General features: G+C 64.7%; 17 protein-coding genes. 9 read left to right on the plus strand and 8 right to left on the minus strand.

The features are described from left to right. Positions 1-30: 30 nt before the first annotated feature. The 6 genes from ACOOE1_RS02560 to lpxB are packed head-to-tail and all read left to right on the plus strand — an operon-like array spanning position 31 to position 4930. Positions 31-558: an OmpH family outer membrane protein gene (locus tag ACOOE1_RS02560; protein WP_420404779.1), complete on the plus strand. Its 528-nt coding sequence runs from the start codon at positions 31-33 to the stop codon at positions 556-558. 16 nt (positions 559-574) lie between these two features. Beyond that, positions 575-1609 (plus strand): UDP-3-O-(3-hydroxymyristoyl)glucosamine N-acyltransferase, encoded by a 1035-nt coding sequence (lpxD, locus tag ACOOE1_RS02565; RefSeq protein ID WP_420404780.1) that lies wholly within the window; start codon positions 575-577, stop codon positions 1607-1609. After that, positions 1606-2082, plus strand: a complete 477-nt coding sequence (fabZ, locus tag ACOOE1_RS02570; RefSeq protein ID WP_420404781.1) for a 3-hydroxyacyl-ACP dehydratase FabZ — start codon at positions 1606-1608, stop codon at positions 2080-2082. Before lpxD ends, fabZ begins: the two co-directional genes overlap by 4 nt. 5 nt (positions 2083-2087) lie before the next feature. Continuing rightward, on the plus strand, positions 2088-2894 hold the full coding sequence (lpxA, locus tag ACOOE1_RS02575) for an acyl-ACP--UDP-N-acetylglucosamine O-acyltransferase (RefSeq protein ID WP_420404782.1): 807 nt from the start codon (positions 2088-2090) through the stop codon (positions 2892-2894). A 9-nt stretch (positions 2895-2903) separates the two neighbouring features. Beyond that, on the plus strand, positions 2904-3737 hold the full coding sequence (locus ACOOE1_RS02580; protein WP_420404783.1) for an LpxI family protein: 834 nt from the start codon (positions 2904-2906) through the stop codon (positions 3735-3737). Continuing rightward, the gene (lpxB, locus tag ACOOE1_RS02585; RefSeq protein WP_420404784.1) at positions 3734-4930 is read left to right on the plus strand and encodes a lipid-A-disaccharide synthase; all 1197 of its coding nucleotides are present in this window, start codon (positions 3734-3736) and stop codon (positions 4928-4930) included. Before ACOOE1_RS02580 ends, lpxB begins: the two co-directional genes overlap by 4 nt. A 75-nt stretch (positions 4931-5005) precedes the next feature. On the opposite strand, the gene ACOOE1_RS02590 is transcribed toward lpxB, so the two are convergent. Together ACOOE1_RS02590 and gltX are read right to left on the minus strand one after the other, a co-directional pair. Then, complete coding sequence (locus ACOOE1_RS02590) at positions 5006-6307, minus strand: citrate synthase (protein ID WP_420404785.1); 1302 nt, start codon at positions 6305-6307, stop codon at positions 5006-5008. A gap of 86 nt (positions 6308-6393) precedes the next feature. Further along, a complete protein-coding gene (gene gltX, locus ACOOE1_RS02595; RefSeq protein WP_420404786.1) occupies positions 6394-7788 on the minus strand; it encodes a glutamate--tRNA ligase in 1395 nt (464 codons plus the stop codon). 92 nt (positions 7789-7880) lie between these two features. Here gltX and ACOOE1_RS02600 point away from each other — a divergent pair, with 92 nt between their 5' ends. Together ACOOE1_RS02600 and ACOOE1_RS02605 are read left to right on the plus strand one after the other, a co-directional pair. Next, positions 7881-9974: a ComEC/Rec2 family competence protein gene (locus ACOOE1_RS02600; RefSeq protein ID WP_420404787.1), complete on the plus strand. Its 2094-nt coding sequence runs from the start codon at positions 7881-7883 to the stop codon at positions 9972-9974. Between the two features lie 131 nt (positions 9975-10105). Then, on the plus strand, positions 10106-10372 hold the full coding sequence (locus ACOOE1_RS02605) for a hypothetical protein (protein ID WP_420404788.1): 267 nt from the start codon (positions 10106-10108) through the stop codon (positions 10370-10372). Between the two features lie 33 nt (positions 10373-10405). On the opposite strand, the gene lexA is transcribed toward ACOOE1_RS02605, so the two are convergent. The 6 genes from lexA to ACOOE1_RS02635 all read right to left on the minus strand — a co-directional run bounded on the left by lexA (position 10406) and on the right by ACOOE1_RS02635 (position 15501). Next, positions 10406-11167 carry a transcriptional repressor LexA gene (lexA, locus tag ACOOE1_RS02610; RefSeq protein WP_420404789.1) on the minus strand — a complete coding sequence of 254 codons (762 nt, stop codon included), beginning with the start codon at positions 11165-11167 and terminating at the stop codon, positions 10406-10408. Between the two features lie 101 nt (positions 11168-11268). Further along, positions 11269-12522, minus strand: coding sequence for a gephyrin-like molybdotransferase Glp (glp, locus tag ACOOE1_RS02615; RefSeq protein ID WP_420404790.1), 1254 nt, complete (start codon positions 12520-12522; stop codon positions 11269-11271). Further along, positions 12512-12988, minus strand: coding sequence for a cyclic pyranopterin monophosphate synthase MoaC (gene moaC / locus ACOOE1_RS02620; RefSeq protein ID WP_420404791.1), 477 nt, complete (start codon positions 12986-12988; stop codon positions 12512-12514). Before moaC ends, glp begins: the two co-directional genes overlap by 11 nt. Positions 12989-13023: 35 nt before the next feature. Continuing rightward, positions 13024-13830 carry an indole-3-glycerol phosphate synthase TrpC gene (gene trpC, locus ACOOE1_RS02625; protein ID WP_420404792.1) on the minus strand — a complete coding sequence of 269 codons (807 nt, stop codon included), beginning with the start codon at positions 13828-13830 and terminating at the stop codon, positions 13024-13026. Continuing rightward, complete coding sequence (gene trpD / locus ACOOE1_RS02630) at positions 13823-14872, minus strand: anthranilate phosphoribosyltransferase (RefSeq protein WP_420404793.1); 1050 nt, start codon at positions 14870-14872, stop codon at positions 13823-13825. Before trpD ends, trpC begins: the two co-directional genes overlap by 8 nt. Then, complete coding sequence (locus ACOOE1_RS02635) at positions 14869-15501, minus strand: anthranilate synthase component II (RefSeq protein ID WP_420404794.1); 633 nt, start codon at positions 15499-15501, stop codon at positions 14869-14871. The genes trpD and ACOOE1_RS02635 overlap by 4 nt, the downstream gene beginning before the upstream one ends. Before the next feature lie 130 nt (positions 15502-15631). Between ACOOE1_RS02635 and ACOOE1_RS02640 the strand changes: the two genes are divergently transcribed. Next, positions 15632-16705, plus strand: a complete 1074-nt coding sequence (locus ACOOE1_RS02640; protein WP_420404795.1) for a divergent polysaccharide deacetylase family protein — start codon at positions 15632-15634, stop codon at positions 16703-16705. The last annotated feature ends 15 nt before the right edge of the window (positions 16706-16720 follow it).

Below are 16720 nucleotides of genomic sequence, written 5' to 3' on the forward strand. Positions count from 1 at the left end.
TTACTTGCCGGGATCGGGCTTGTCCTCGCGTTGACTGTTGCCGTCGCGATCGCTCCGGCGGGCGCCGTGAACAAGATCGAGCCCGTGAGCGTTGCCGTGGTCGATGCCCAGCTCATCATGCGGCAGGCCGACGCCGCGAAGGTGATCCGCGAGCAGGTCGAGGCACGCCGGAAGATCTACGAGAAGGAGTACCAGCAGCGCGAAGCCGAGGTCCGCGAAACGGAAAAGGCGTTGCCGCAGCAGCGCGCGATACTTGCGAACGACGTGTTCCAGGCGCGCCTGCGCGAGCATCAGGAGAAAGTCGCGGCACTGCAGCGCGACGGACAGTCCATGAAGCGCGAGCTCGATCAGGCCTTCGGCCGTGCCAACGCCCAGGTGCGCGAGGCGATGATCGAAATCGTCGCGGATGTTGCGGCAGAGGCGAGCGTCGGTCTGGTCCTGTTCAAGAACCAGATCTTTCTCGGCGACCGCAAGATCGATCTGACCGAAGAGGTCATGCTCCGGCTCAACAAGCGTCTGCCGAAGGTCGAAGTGACCTTTTCCGAAGCAGCAAACTAGCGCTGGCGCCGCTGTCATGCCGGACAAGAGATTCTTCAAGAAATCCGGAAGCTATTCCATCGCTGAGCTGGCCGATCGGGTAGGGGGCGAGCTGATTCAATGCTCTGATCCCGGTTTCATCATCGAGGATATTGCCGCGGTCGAGAGCGCCACTGCGGTGGATATCTGTTTCGTCGAGAACCGCCGCTATGTCGGTGCACTCGAAACCTCCGGGGCGGCCGTGTGTCTGCTGCCGCGCAACATTGCGGATCGCGCTCCGGATTCGGTCGCGCTGATCGTCAGCGAGCGGCCGCGCCGGGCATTCGCCAAGATCGCCGCGCTGTTCTACCCCGAAGAGGAAGAGGTGCACGGCATTGATCCGTCGGCCCATGTCGACCCGACGGCGATGTTGGGCGACGGTTGTTTCGTCGGCCCGGGTGCGAGCATTGCGGCCGGCGCAAGACTCGGCGCCGGGGTCCGTGTCGGCGCCGGGGCCGCTGTCGGGCGTGCCGTCGAGATCGGCGCCGGAACGGTGATCGGCGAGAACGCGTCCCTGAGCCATTGCCTGATCGGAGAGCGGGTGGTGATCTATCCCGGCGCCCGGATCGGTACCTGCGGCTTTGGCTTCGAGGTCGACGAAACCGGACTGATCAAGATGCCGCAACTTGGCCGGGCGATCATCGAGGACGATGTCGAGATCGGCGCCAACAGCTGCATCGATCGTGGGAGCGGGCCGGACACCGTGGTCGGCCGTGGTACGATGATTGATAATCTGGTGCAGATCGGCCACAACGTACAGATCGGAAAAGGCTGCATTATCTGCGGTCAGGTTGGCGTGGCGGGAAGCGCGCGGATCGGCAATTACGTGGTCCTGGCCGGACAGGTCGGTGTCGCCGGACATCTGGAGATCGGGGACGGGGTCCAGGTCGCGGCGATGTCCGGGATCAGCAATACCGTCGAAGCGGGGCAGAAAATCGGCGGTGCGCCCGCCGTACCGATAAATGAATACCGCCGACAGGTTGCGGCGATCAAAGCCTTGGGGCGACGCAAGACAGACCAGGAGAGCAAATGAGCGCCGCAGATTCAGAGACCGAAAGCGTCACGCGGACCGATATCGATGTAAACCGGGTGATGGAGCTGATACCGCACCGCTATCCGTTCCTGATGGTGGATCGTATCGAGGAGATCGAACTCGGCGTCAAGGCGGTCGGGATCAAGAATGTCTCCATCAATGAAGGCTTTTTCCAGGGACACTTTCCGGCGCGTCCGGTGTTCCCGGGCGTGCTAATCATCGAGTCGATGGCACAGACGGCGGGCTGTCTCGTCGTTGCGACGCTTGGCCCCGACGCCGAAGGCAAGCTGGTCTATTTCATGACCATCGACGATGCCCGCTTCCGCAAGCCCGTCGTGCCGGGCGACCAGATCAAGATCCATGTCGAGAAAGCACGCAATCGCGGGCCGGTCTGGAAGTTCACCGGCGCGGCGAAAGTCGATGGAAATCTGGTCGCCGAGGCCACCTTCTCCGCCATGATCGTGGACAAATAGAGCCGATGGCATCAACAGAGCGCAAGATCCATCCGAGCGCGATCGTCGACCCGGCGGCGCAGATCGGCAGCGGCGTCGAGATCGGTCCGTACAGCGTCATCGGGCCGGATGTTGTGCTCGGCGACGGTTGCCGCCTGAAATCGCATGTGGTGATCGAGGGCCGCACCAGAGTCGGCGCGGAGACGGAGATCTTTCCGTTCGCCTCGATCGGACAGATACCCCAGGACCTGAAATATGGCGGTGAGCCGTCGGAGCTCCATATCGGCGCGAAGAACGTGATCCGCGAACACGTGACCATGAATCCCGGCACCGAGGGCGGCGGCATGCTGACCAAGGTCGGTGACGGCTGTCTGTTCATGGCTGGCTCCCACGTCGCGCACGACTGTGCTGTCGGCGACAACGTGATTCTCGCGAACAATGCCACGCTCGCCGGGCATGTCTCGGTCGGCGAATTCGCCATCCTCGGCGGTCTCAGTGCGGTCCGTCAGTTCTGCCGCATCGGCAAGCACGCGATGATCGGCGGGCTTACCGGTGTCGAGAACGATGTCATTCCGTTCGGTACCGTCATGGGCGACCGGGCGCGACTCTCCGGTCTCAATCTTATCGGTCTGAAGCGCCGGGGCTTTACCGCCGAGCAGATCTCAGAGTTGCGCAAGGCTTATCGACTGCTGTTCGCGGACGAGGGGACCTTCCAGGAGCGGGTTGAAGAGGTCGCCCGGGAATACGAGGACCACGAGGCGGTCGCGGAAATCGTCGCCTTCATTCGCGCCACCGGCAGCCGCGGCGCGATCTGTCAGCCCAGCAAGGACTGAGGCCGGGCCATGCCCAAGCTCGGAATTCTGGCCGGCGGCGGGGTGCTGCCCCGGCGGATCGCCGAACGCCGCCTCGAGGGCGGAGACACCGTCTTCGTGATCGCGTTCGAAGGGCAAACCGATCCGGCGACGGTCGAGGGGCTGGAGCATGCCTGGATGCGTCTCGGGGCGACCGGCGCAACCCTGAAGAGACTTCGGGAAGCCTCCGTCGAGGAGGTCGTGATGGCCGGCCCGATGCGGCGCCCGGCCTTTTCCGATCTCAGCCTCGACATGCGGTCTGCCAAGGCCCTGGCGCGCGCCGGCCGCAAGGCCTTTGGCGATGACGGCCTGTTGTCCCTGATTATCGAAGAACTGGAGCGCGACGGCTTCAGGGTGGTCGGGATCGACGATGTGTTGGGCGGATATCTGATGCCGGAGGGAACGCTTACGGCGACCGCTCCGAGCGAGGAGGCAGAGCACGACATCGCCCGCGGGCTCGAAGTCCTGATGGCGCTCAGTCCGGCCGATGTTGGCCAGGCGGTCGCGGTCCAGGAGGGGCTGGTCTTGGCGGTCGAGGCGGTCGAGGGCACCGACGCCATGATCGCACGGGCGGGCCTGGTCAAGCGCGACGGTGCGGCGGGACCGGTTCTGGTCAAGATCAAGAAACTCGGCCAGGAGCGGCGCGCGGATTTGCCGACCATCGGCGTCGACACCGTCCGCAGCGCCGTCAGCGCCGGTTTCCGGGGCATCGCCGTCGAGTCCGGCGCAACCATTCTTGTGGATCGGGATGCCGTGGTGGCAGCGGCGGATGCCGAGAAGCTCTTCCTGACCGGGATTGCCGCGGTTCTGGACGACAGTCGATGAGTACGGTGGAGGCACGCGCGCCGCTTGTCTATCTGATCGCGGGGGAGGCCTCCGGCGATGTGCTTGGGGCCGGCCTGATGCGCTCCCTGAAGCGCATGACCGGCGGACAGGTCCGCTTTGCGGGCGTCGGTGGCGACCTGATGCGCCAGGAAGGGCTGGAGAGCCTCTTCCCGGTCTCCGAAATGGCGGTAATGGGTGTGTTCGAGATTCTGCCCCATGCGCCGAAGCTGCTACGCCGGATCCGGCAGACCGTGGCCGACATACGCGAGAAACAGCCGGATGTCCTGGTCACCGTGGATTCGAAGGCGTTCAGTCTTCGGGTGCATAAGCGCCTGCACAAGCTCCGCGTGAAGGGCGGCGCGATCGGGTTTCCGCTCTTACACATGGTTGCGCCTACGGTCTGGGCCTGGCGTCCGGGGCGGGCCAAGACGATTTCCCGTTTCCTCGACCGGCTGCTGGTACTGTTTCCCTTCGAACCGCCCTACTTCGAAGAGCACGGCCTGAGGACGAGCTTTGTCGGGCATCCGGCATCGACGCAGCCCCCGGGGGACGGAGCGCGTCTGCGCGCGCGTGCGCAGATCCCGCCGCGAGCGCCTGTCTTGGGGGTGCTGCCCGGCAGCCGGCCAGGCGAGGTCCGCCGCCTGATGCCGGCTCTTGCCGACAGTGTGCGCCGGCTGGTCGCGCGATATCCTGACCTCCGGGTCCTGGTGCCGACCGTTTCCGGAGTTGCGGATCTGGTCAAGGACGCGGTGACGGACTGGCCGGGTAACCCGGTCGTACTCGAGGGCGAGGCGGACAAATACGATGCCTTCGACGCCATGAACGTCGCGCTCGCGGCTTCCGGTACCGTCACGCTGGAACTGGCCCTCGCCGGTGTGCCGACTGTCGTTGCCTACAAGGTTAGCCCGCTCTCTGCGCCGATCGGCCGGAGACTGGTCAATCTCGATGCCGTTGTCCTCGCCAACCGGATCCTCGGCCGGGTGGTGCAGCCGTTCTTTCTGCAGGAGAACTGCACGCCTCAGGCGCTCACGGTCGCGGCGGCAAGGATGTTCGACGATACCCGTGCCCGGGCCGACTGTGCGGCGGCGGCCCGGGATCTGCGGGCCGCGCTCGGTACCGGTGAGATTTCTCCCTCTGACACCGCCGCGCTCATTGTCGCCGAAGCCGCCGGGATTTCTCCGGTGCCGACCTGAGCGTGTTTCTGAGATCCGACATAGAAAAACGGCGGCACCTGAGTGCCGCCGTCTTTTTTTCCGTAACCGGAACGCTCAGCGCTTGTCGAGCGGAACGAAGGGACGCTCGGTCGGGCCGGTATAGAGCTGGCGCGGGCGGCCGATCTTGGCCTGCGGGTCCTCGACGCTTTCCTTCCACTGCGCGACCCAGCCCGTAGTGCGGGCGACGGCGAAGAGCACGGTGAACATGGAGGTCGGGAAGCCCATCGCCTTCAGCACGATGCCGGAATAGAAATCGACATTCGGGAAGAGCTTGCGGTCGACGAAATATTCGTCCTCGAGCGCGATCTTCTCGAGTTCCATCGCCAGTTCGAGCAGCGGATCCTCGACGCCGAGCACCTCGAGTACTTCGTGGCAGCTTTCCTGCATGACTTTGGCCCGCGGATCGTAGTTCTTGTAGACCCGGTGACCGAAACCCATCAGGCGGAACGGATCGTCCTTGTCCTTCGCCTTCTTGATGAATTCGTTGATGTTGTCCTTGTGGCCGATCTGGTTGAGCATCGAGAGCACGGCCTCGTTCGCTCCGCCATGCGCCGGACCCCAGAGCGAGGCGATGCCGGCGGCGATGCAAGCGAACGGGTTGGCGCCGGAAGAGCCGGCGAGGCGGACCGTCGAGGTCGACGCGTTCTGCTCGTGGTCGGCATGCAGGATGAAGAGACGGTCCATCGCCTTGGCGAGTACCGGGTCGATCTTGTACTCCTCGGCCGGCACCGAAAACATCATGTGCAGGAAGTTCTCGGCATAGCTCAGATCGTTCTTCGGATAGTTGAACGGCTGCCCGATCGAGTACTTGTAGGCCATGGCCGCCAGGGTCGGCATCTTCGCGATCAGGCGGAAAGAAGCGACCATCCGGGCGTGCGGATCGTTGATGTCCGTGGAATCGTGATAGAAGGCGGACAGCGCTCCGGTGACGCCGCAGAGGATGGCCATCGGGTGTGCGTCGCGCCGGAAGCCGCGGTAGAAGTTGCTGAGCTGCTCGTGCACCATCGTGTGATAGGTGACATCATGATCGAACTTGGCCTTCTGCGCCTTGTTCGGCAACTCGCCGTAGAGCAGCAGATGGGCAACTTCGAGAAAACCGCAATTGGCGGCGAGGTCCTCGATCCGGTAGCCGCGATGCAGCAGGATGCCCTGGTCACCGTCGATATAGGTCAGGCCGGACTCGCAAGAGCCGGTCGAGGTAAAGCCGGGATCGTAGGTGAAGTGGTCGGTCTCAGCGTAGAATTTCCGTACATCGACCACGTCCGGGCCGACCGAGGCTTTCAGGACGGGGAGTTCGTAACTCTTGCCGCTCTGATTGTCGGTGAGCGTAAAGCTGCCGGTGTTTGATTTGGTCATCCTGAGCTTCCCTTAGTTCTCGTTGGGCGGATGCTCCGCATTCCATCGGAGCAGCATTGCCGCTAAATCGCGGCGGATATTAGTCCCTATTGTGCAGTGCCGCAAACTGCCTTGAGTCTGGCGAGGGTTTCTGCACGTTCCAGCACCGCCGCGACCTCGAAAATCCCCGGAGAAACAGTGGATCCGGTCAAAGCCGAGCGCAATGGCTGGGCGAGTTTCCCGAGTTTCAGGTCCACTTCTTCGGCGACTTCGCGCACCGCGCGCTCAATCGCCTCTTCGGTCCATTCGGGAAGGTCTTCGAGGCGCTGGCTCAGTGTCGTCAGGTGGCCGATCGCCTCTTCGGTCAGCAGACCGCGGGCCTTCTCGGTGAACGGCAGCGGCACGGAGGCGGCGTAGAAGGCGGCGTTTTCCGTCAGCTCGACGACGGTCTTGGCGCGTTGCTTGAGGCCGTTCATGCCTTTCAGAATCCGGGCGCGCCCGATATCGTCAACGTCGTCGAGACCGGAGACCACGAGTTCGGTCAAGCGGGCATCGTCGGCCTCGCGGATATAGTGTCCGTTCAGGTTCTCCAGCTTGGCGAGGTCGAAGCGCGAGGGCGAGCGGCCCACCGCCTCCAGGGTGAACCACTCGATCGCCTGCTCGGAAGAGATGATCTCGTCGTCGCCGTGGCCCCAGCCGAGGCGCAGCAGGTAGTTGTTCAGCGCTTCCGGCAGATAGCCCATTTCGCGGTAGGCATCGACGCCGAGCGCCCCGTGGCGCTTGGACAACTTGCCTCCGTCCGCGCCGTGAATCAGCGGGATATGGCCGAATTCCGGCACGTCCCAGTCCATGGCGCGATAGAGCGCGGCCTGGCGGAAAGCGTTGTTCAGGTGGTCGTCGCCGCGCAGCACATGGGTGATACCCATGTCATGATCGTCGACCACGACGGAGAGCATGTAGGTCGGCGTGCCGTCTCCGCGCAGCAGCACGAAATCGTCGAGCTGCTGGTTCTGCACGGTGACCTCTCCCTGGACGTGATCGACCAGCGTGGTTTCGCCCTCGAGCGGGGCTTTCAGGCGCACCACGGGATCGATGCCGGCCGGCGCTTCGGCGGGGTCCCGCTCGCGCCACATGCCGTTGTAGCGCATGGGTTTGCCGGCCGCCTTGGCTTCCTCGCGCATCGCCGCGAGTTCTTCCTGCGTGCAGTAGCAGTAGTAGGCGCGGCCTTTCTTCACCAGTTCCAGCGCGACCTCGGCATGCCGCTCGAGGCGGGTCGACTGGTAGACCGGTTCCTCGTCGCCGAGCAGACCGAGCCAGTCGAGGCCGTCGAAGATCGCCTGAACCGCTTCGGGCGTGGACCGTGCGCGATCGGTATCCTCGATGCGGACCAGATATTTTCCGCCCGTATGCCTCGCATAGAGCCAGTTGTAGAGCGCGGTCCGGGCTCCGCCGATATGGAGGAAGCCGGTCGGCGAGGGAGCAAAGCGCGTAACGACGGACATGGGGCGGTTTCTCGTGATTCCTGTGGGTCTGGCTGTGCCGGCGGGGTCTCGGCCCTACGGGCGCGGGGCTATTTAACACATTGGCCGTGGCAGTGCGAGATTGGACGAAGAGCCGCACGCGCCTGGTCGCGGCGGCGGCGGGACTGGCGCGTTTTCAGGAGGCCGAGCGCGAACGGGCCGGACTCTGGCTTCCGGTCGGTTTTGCCGCAGGCATCCTGATCTATTTTGATCTGCCGTTCGAGCCGCCACTCTGGACCGGACCGGGAGCGATATTGATCTCCGCGTTCGCGCTGTTGGTGGGACGCCGCAGGTGGGGATCCGTCTTCTCCGCGGGACTTCTGCTGGCGGGTGCGGCTGGGTTCAGCGCGGCGCAGTTCCGAACGATGAACGTCGCTGCGCCGGTTCTTGAGCGGAGTGTTACCGCCGCCGTCGCCGGTATGGTGGAAGCGGTTCGCATGACACCGCGCGGCCGCAGGGTAATCCTGCGCGTCGAGAGCCTCGGGCGGCTGCCGGCGGAGACGCTGCCCGGAAGGGCACGCATCCTGTTGCTGAAACGGGACACGGCCCCGGCCCCCGGCAACCGGATCCGGGTATTTGGCCGTTTCCGTCCACCTCCGCCGCCGGTCACTCCCTATGCCTACGATTTCCAGCGCGCGCTGTTCTTCGACGGTATCGGGGCCGTCGGGTTTGCCTTGGCGCCGCACTCCGCCGAAGCCGACGGGAACGGTGGCGGGAAGGCCGGGACCTTGGAAGACCTCCGGCAGGTTCTGTCGGAGCGAATCCGTGCCGCTTTGCCCGGCGATACCGGAGCGCTGGCGGCGGCGCTTCTTGTCGGCGACCGGGACTGGATCTCCGGGTCGGCGGAAACGGCAATGCGCGATGCGGGGATCGCCCATCTGCTCGCCATTTCCGGGCTTCATATGGGGCTGGTCGCCGGCTGCGTCTTCGGCTTCGTGCGCCTGCTCCTCAGCATTTCGGCAAGAACGGCCTTGCTATGGCCGACCCGCGCGATCGCGGCGGTTGCGGCATTGTCTTTCGCGACGTTCTATCTGCTGCTCTCCGGCGCCGCGGTACCGACGCTGCGTGCCTTCGTCATGACGGCGATTGTCCTGTGCGGGGTCGTACTTGGCCGCCGGGCGATTTCGATGCGGTTGATCGCGTTTGCGGCGCTGGCGATCCTGCTCGTCAGGCCGGACTACCTCCTGAGTGCCAGCTTCCAGCTCTCCTTTGCCGCAGTCACGGCGCTTGTCGCCGTGTACGAGACCGGGTACTGGCGCGGTCCGCCCCGTTCTGGCGGGCCGTTCCGCAAGGCTGTCCGCCATTTGCTGCTGCTCGCTCTTACCTCTCTGGTGGCCTCCCTCGCGACCCTGCCGGTCGCGCTCCATCATTTCCAGAAGGCGGCACTCTACGGTGTCGCGAGCAATCTTCTGGCGGTTCCGGCGGCGGGAATGTGGATCATGCCCTGGGGAGTCGCCGCCCTTGTGCTGATGCCGCTTGGATGGGAGTCCGTTGCACTGGTGCCGATGGGGTGGGGGCTGTCTCTGGTGCTGTCGCTCGCCGCGGAGATCCAGAGCTGGCCCTATGCGACGCATGCGGTTGGCGCCGCGCCGGGCTGGGTTGCGGGTTTGGCGGCCCTGTCCGGGCTTTGGCTCTGCCTGTGGCGTTCGCGCTTGCGCTATCTCGGAGCAGCACCCCTGATTCTGGCCTCCATTCTCCTCCTGGTTTCGCCATGGCCTCCTCCAGCACTTCTCATCAGCGACCGGGGCCGCTTGATCGGGGTTCACACCGATGCGGAACTGGCGACCAACTCTGGGCGAAGCGGATTCGAAACCCTAGTCTGGCGCCGCCGCGCGGGCCTGCCGGAAAACGGGCGGGGCCGGCGTTTCGAATGCGATCCGCTTGGGTGCGTGTTCGAGGCTGCCGGCATCGGAACCGTGACATGGTCCTCGAGCGCGCAATCTCTCGGTGACGACTGTCTCAAGGCCGATATCCTGGTGACCAGGATTCGGGTGCCAAAGGGGTGTATCCGTCCCCGTCTGATCTTCGGACCTCGGGAGCTTCGTCCGGGAGGCTCGATCGCGGTCTGGTTTGATGGTGGGGCACCCGAAGTGGTATATTCCCGTGACGTCCGCGGAGACCGGCCATGGACGGGACGGAGGGTATTTCCCAAAGCTAAAAAAGATTGAATTTTGTCAAAAAATAAAGCATATTAATAAACGATAAGATTCAACTCCTTAGAGAGTTTCTTTCTCAGGAAGGTGGGCCTGGAGTGGCGGATACGGTCAAAAAGCGCGCGTTGAATATTCTGGCCGCGTCTGTGTCCGACGTTGTGGGACAGAAAAACCTTGCCTATATCGCGATCAAGAAAGCGTCGGACGAGGTCGAGAACGCCGCGCGTCACGAATGGGCGACGTCTGTTTTCGACCAGATCCCGCTGACCAACCGGCGCGAAATCAAGAGCGTCGCCATCAACAAGGCGCAGGAAGAAAAGCGCCATGTTCTTTCTGTGCGCGCCCGGGAGAAGAAGCAGGCGGATGTCCAGATCGCCGATCTCGGCGTGATCTGGGGCGCCAATACCCGCTGATCCTTCTCCGGCGAGGGGCGTTTCTCTGCTTTCTCAGTATTTCCGCATCAGGCCGACGAGACAGCCCTGGATCCGGACCTGGTCCGGACCGAAGATCCGGGTCTCGTAATTCGGGTTCGCAGGCTCCAGCGCAACAGCATGGCCGCGGCGGCGCAGACGCTTCAACGTGACCTCGTGCTCGTCGACGAGAGCGACAACGATGCTGCCATTGTCTGCGGTGTCGCACCGCTTGATAATCACCGTATCGCCGTCGAGGATCCCGGCATCCACCATTGAATCGCCGGCGACTTCCAGCGCGTAGTGCTCGCCTGCATGGATCATGGAGCCCGGGATCGCGACCCGCGCACTGTCGTCCCGCAAGGCTTCAATCGGCGTGCCGGCGGCGATACGTCCCATCATGGGCAGATCGATCATTTCCTCGTCGGAATGCGCGGGTGCCTGAGGCGCGCGCTCTGCCGCAGTCTCCTCATCGCGCGTGGCGCGCGTAAAATTGCCCGGAATGACGTTTGGCGTGAAACCGCGGCTGGCCGGGCGGTCGAGCGCCGCCGGGTGCGCCATCGTGCCCGGCGCGGCCGAACTGGCATCCGGGGAACGGAGAATCTCGAGCGCGCGTGCCCGGTGCGGCAGGCGTCGGATGAAGCCGCGTTCCTCGAGCGCCGTGATCAGGCGATGGATGCCGGATTTCGATTTCAGGTCCAGCGCATCCTTCATCTCGTCGAAAGAGGGAGAGACGCCGGTCGCTTCCAATCTTTCCTGAATGAAAAGCAATAGCTGGTGCTGCTTTTTCGTGAGCATCAGAGACTCCCGCGCCGGTTCCCTTGGGAACAAAAGATAAACATCTTGGATGTTCTACTTTGGTTCCTGTGTCGCGTCAAGGCTTTGATTGCACGGAAGGATCAGATTGAAATGGAACCGATCCCGAGTGGGATGATGTCCACCTTTTCGCCCTCCGGAGCCGCGGGCGCGTGTGGCGGGCGGATCAGCAGGCAGTTTGCCTCGGCGAGCAGGGCAAGCATCGAGCTGTCCTGCCGCTCGAAAACCTCGGCAACGGCCTCGCCGTTTTCGTCGAGCCGATAGACCGCGCGCAGATAGTCCTGCCGCCGGTCGTTTTGCTTCAGCGGTTTGGCCAGCCGCGCCTTCAGAACGGTCGTGTGTGGTTCCGTCCGACCGAGCATGGTGGCAATCGCCGGGCGCAGGAAGATCGTGCCGCAGACAATGGTCGAGACCGGATTGCCCGGCAGACCGAGCAGCGGCGTCCTGGCTATATGCCCGAAGATCAGCGGTTTGCCCGGCCGCATCGCGATCTTCCAGAAATCGAGCTCCAGTCCGTCCGGTCCGTACGCGTCGGTGCCGAGGGCCTGACGGATCAGGTCGTGTTCGCCGACCGATGCGCCACCGGTGGTGATCAGGATGTCGGCGCCGCGCGCCCCGCGCACCATCGCCTGGATGCCGTCCACCGTGTCGGGCGCGATGCCGAGCAGCGTCGCTTCGCCGCCGCAGGCACGCACCAGCGCGGCCAGCGCGTAGCTGTTCGAACTGACGATCTTGTTCGGTCCGGTCGGATCGCCCGGCCGGATGATCTCGTCGCCGGTCGGCAGGATCGCGACGCGCGGTCTGCGGCGCACCTCGATCCAGGGCACGTTCATCGCCGCGGCCATGCCGACATCGCGTGCCGTCAACACCTTGCCCGCCCTGATACGGACATCGCCCTCGCGGAAATCGAGCCCGGCCGCGCGCACGAAGGCGCCGGTCTTGGAGGCCTCGGTCACCTCGAGCGCGGCGCCGTCCGCCTCGGTGCTGGCTATCACATCTTCCTGGATCACGATGGTGTCGGCCCCTGCCGGCAGGGCGCCGCCGGTGAAGATCCGGACAGCTTCGCCGGGACCGACGGTGCCGGCGAAGGCATGTCCGGCGGGCGCGGTCCCGATGCGCTTCAACCTGGCGCCGGCCGTTGCGACGTCCACCCCGCGGACAGCATACCCGTCCATCGCGGAGACCGCTTCCGGCGGCTGGGTCCGCCGGGCCGCGATATCGGCAGCTGCGGTGCGGCCATGCGCTTCTGTCAGAGGGACTTCCTCAGCGGGCATCAGCGGCATCGTCGAAAGGATGCGCGTCAGCGCCTCTTCCACCGGCAGCAGGTCACTCGGCATGCCAGTCTCCCGATTTGCCGCCGGACTTGCGGATCAAGCGTATATTCTCGAGTTTCATGCTGCGGTCGACCGCCTTGCACATGTCGTAGACGGTGAGGGCGGCGATGCTGACGGCCGTCAGCGCTTCCATCTCGACGCCGGTGCGGCCCTTGAGTTTGCAGGTGGCTGTGACGTCGACGGCATTGCGCGCGGGGTCGCAGACCAGGTCGACCTTCACCGAGGAGAGGGCGAGAGGATGGCAGAGCGGAATCAGGTCCGGCGTCCTCTTCGCCCCCATGATTCCAGCGAGGCGCGCGACGGAGAGGACATCGCCCTTTTTCACGCCGCCATCCACGATCAGCTTCATGGTCGCCGGAGCCATGGTTACGGTTCCTGCGGCGGTCGCGATCCGTTCCGTGATCTCCTTGTCGCCGACATCGACCATGGCGGCGTTGCCGCGCTCGTCGAAATGGGTGAACTCGCCCAACACTTCCTCCCGGTGGCTCTTGCGGCCGTCTTGGTTCAGGCGACCGCCGGAACGGGGTCGCTCAGCAGGGCCCTGGTCGCAGCGGCGACGTCGGTCTGGCGCATCAGGCTCTCTCCGATGAGGAAACAGCGTGCGCCGACGGCGGCCATGCGGGCGAGGTCGGCCGGCGCGTAGAGCCCGCTTTCCGAAATGAGAGTGCGCTCGGGCGGAACCCGCCCGGCCAGCTCTTCCGTCACGGCAAGGTCCGTCACCATGGTCTTCAGATTGCGGTTGTTGATCCCGAGCAGCTGCGATTTCAGCGCCAGCGCCCGGTCCAGCTCGGAGCCGTCATGTACTTCGATCAGCGCATCCATGCCGAGTTCGAAGGCGAGCGCTTCCAACTCCGCCGCCTCCGCATCTTCCAATGCGGCCATGATCAGCAGGATGCAATCCGCACCGAGCGCCCGTGCCTCCCAGACCTGATATGTGTCGAGCATGAAGTCCTTGCGCAGGGCCGGCAGGGTGACGGCGGAGCGGGCCGCAAGGAGGAAATCGTCATGTCCCTGGAAATAGGGCGTGTCGGTGAGCACGGAGAGGCAGGTCGCGCCCCCCGCCTGATAGGCTTCGGCGAGCCTGGGTGGATCGAAATCGGCGCGGATCAGGCCCTTGCTCGGCGAGGCCTTCTTGATCTCCGCAATCAGGCCGTAGCCGGCGCGCGAGGCCGCTGTCAGAGCTTTGGCGAAGCCGCGCGTCGGCGCGGCATCGCCGGCACGGGCCTTGATGTCGGCAAGCGGGCGTGCGGCCTTGCAGGTGGCGATATGGTCGCGCTTGTCCGCGCAGATCCTGGCCAGAACGTCACTCATCGGCCGCAACCTCGTTCCGGCTGTTGGTCACTGCGATCAGGGCATCGAGACGGGCGAGCGCCTTGCCGCTGTCGATCGCCTCGGCTGCCATCGCGACGCCGTCCTTCAGGCTGGCGACCCTGTCCGCGACCATCAGCGCGGCCGCGCTGTTGAACAACACCACGTCGCGATAGGCCCCGGGCTTGCCTTCGAGCAGTGCGCGCAGGGCCCTGGCGTTTTCCTCGGGACCGGCGCCCTTCAGGTCCTCGGCTCTAGATAGCGGCAGGCCGGCATCCTCCGGAGAGATTTCGAAGGACCGGACGGCCCCGTTCTCCAGCGCGGAGACATAGGTCGGGCCGGTCGTCGTCACTTCGTCGAGCCCGTCGGAGCCGTGTACGACCCAGGCCTTCTCCGAGCCGAGTTTGCCGAGTACCTGCGCCACCGGTTCGACCCATTGCTTCGCAAAGACACCGACCAACTGGCGTTTCACAAAGGCCGGGTTGGCGAGCGGGCCAAGCAGGTTAAAGATCGTCCGCGTACCGAGTTCGACGCGGGTGCCGCCGACATGGCGCATCGCCGAATGGTGCCGGGGGGCCATCAGGAAGCAGATCCCGGCCTCGTCGATCGCCTCCTGCACAAGGCTCATGTCGCACTCGTTGTTGATGCCGAGCGCGCTCAGTACGTCGGCCGCTCCGGTGCGGGAAGAGAGCGCGCGGTTGCCGTGTTTGGCGACGGGTACGCCGGCACCGGCCAGCACGAAGGCACTGGCAGAGGAGATATTGTAGGTCTTGGCACCGTCGCCGCCGGTCCCGACCGTGTCGATCGCATCGGCGGGCGCCTTGATGCGCAGCGCCTTCGCCCGCATGGAGCGGGCGGCGCCGGTGATTTCCTCGACGGTCTCGCCGCGGACCCGGAGCGCCATCAGGAAACCGCCCATCTGCGCCGGCGTCGCGTTGCCCGTCATGATGATGTCGAACGCGGCCTCGGCCTGCTCCTCGGACAGCGTGGCACCCGTCGCCACATGCCCGATGAGCGACTTCATGTCCTGTATGTCGCCGCTCATGTGCCGGTCTTTCTCAGTTCGGATTCCAGAACCTCGAGCGGTTTCAGCGGCTCCGCATTCACGCCGGCGATGCGGAGGAAATTCTGCAGCAGCTTGTGGCCGTGCTCGGAGGCGATGCTTTCCGGGTGGAACTGGACTCCGTGCACCGGCAGTTCGCGATGCTGCAGGCCCATGATCATCCCGTCATCCGTTTCTGCCGTGATTTCCAGGCAGTCGGGCAGGGTGGCGCGATCGACCACCAGCGAGTGGTAGCGCGTCGCGTCAAACTGGCTGGGCAATCCTTCGAACACGCCTCTGCCTGTATGGCTGACCTTGCTGATCTTTCCGTGCATCGGCACCGGGCCGCGGGTGATCTTGCCGCCGAATGCCTGACCGATCGACTGCAGGCCGAGACAGACGCCGAACACCGGAACTCTACCGGCCGCTTTCTCGATCAGCGGCAGACAAATGCCCGCGCGCTCCGGATCGCACGGCCCCGGGGACAGCACGATGCCTTGCGGCTTCAGCGCCATCACCTCGTCGACAGAGATCTTGTCGTTGCGATGCACGACGACTTCGACACCCAACGATCCGAGAAAGTGCCACAGATTGTAGGTGAAGCTGTCATAGTTGTCGATAAGTATGAACATTTTCAGTCTATTATCGAATTCAGTTGAAGTAAGTTCGAAGGCTCTTCTAGTGTTTATAGCAAGTGGCCGAGCTTGCGGATAGAGACTGCCCCGCGAGACAGGGCTTGGCAAATTTTTTTGGGTCCGGTGCATGGCGCGAAAACGCAAGGCGAGCAGCAGGTTTGGCGGTGTGGCCGTTGCGCTCGGTGCCGGCGGTTTCGTCGCGGTCGTGTTCGCCGCCGGGCTCTGGGCAGGAATGCAGTTCGGGAGCGCGCCGGAAACCGTGCCCGTTGCGGTGGCGCCGCGTGCTGCCGCGTCCGTTTCGAACAAGATTCCGTCCGATACGCCGGGACCATCGGACAGGGCTGCGATGGACCGTCTGGTGGCGAAGGTGGCGGAACCCGAGCCCGAGCCGCAACCGGTTGCAGCACCCGTTCCCGCGCCCCCCGCGGCGGTCAAACCGGCGGTTCCTCGCGAGCGGTTTGCCTGGGTCGAGAATGCGGTCTCCATCCCGCCGCAACCGGGGCTGCCGATGATCGCGTTGGTGATCGACGATGTCGGCGTGGACCGGCGCCGGTCGGACGCGGTTGTCGCCCTTCCTGGCCCCCTGACTCTCTCCTATCTCACCTATGCGCAGAACGTCGTCGAACAGGTGGCGGCGGCGCGTGCCCACGGCCACGAGCTGATGGTTCATATCCCGATGCAGCCCAAGAGCGCGGACGCCGATCCCGGGCCGAACGTCCTGCGGGTCAGGGACGACCGGGGTGAACTGATCCGGAAACTTGACTGGGGTCTGTCGCGCTTTTCCGGCTATGTCGGGGTCAACAACCATATGGGCAGCCGCTTCACCTCCGATCGTGCCGGAATGGACGCGGTGATGGCGGCGCTGGCGCCACGCGGACTGTTCTTTCTCGACTCCGTGACCGCACCGGATACCGCGGGACCCGCGGCGGCCGCGGCGGCCGGCGTTCCGGTGCTGAAGCGCGATGTTTTCCTCGACAACGAGGATTCGCCGGAAGAGGTCCGCTACAGGCTGGAGCAGGTCGAGAGGATCGCCCGCAGGACCGGTGCGGCGATCGCCATCGGGCATCCGCACGACGCCACCATCACCGTGCTCCGGGACTGGATTCCGGATGCAAAGGCACGCGGTTTTGCTATCGTGCCGGTCAGCGTCCTTGTGCGTCGGCGCTACCCCGCGCTATGGCAAGCGGCAGGACGTTCGTGAGGAAGGAAGGGCATC

Source organism: Nisaea sp. (assembly GCF_965216895.1).
In the GTDB taxonomy this organism is placed as follows: domain Bacteria; phylum Pseudomonadota; class Alphaproteobacteria; order Thalassobaculales; family Thalassobaculaceae; genus Nisaea.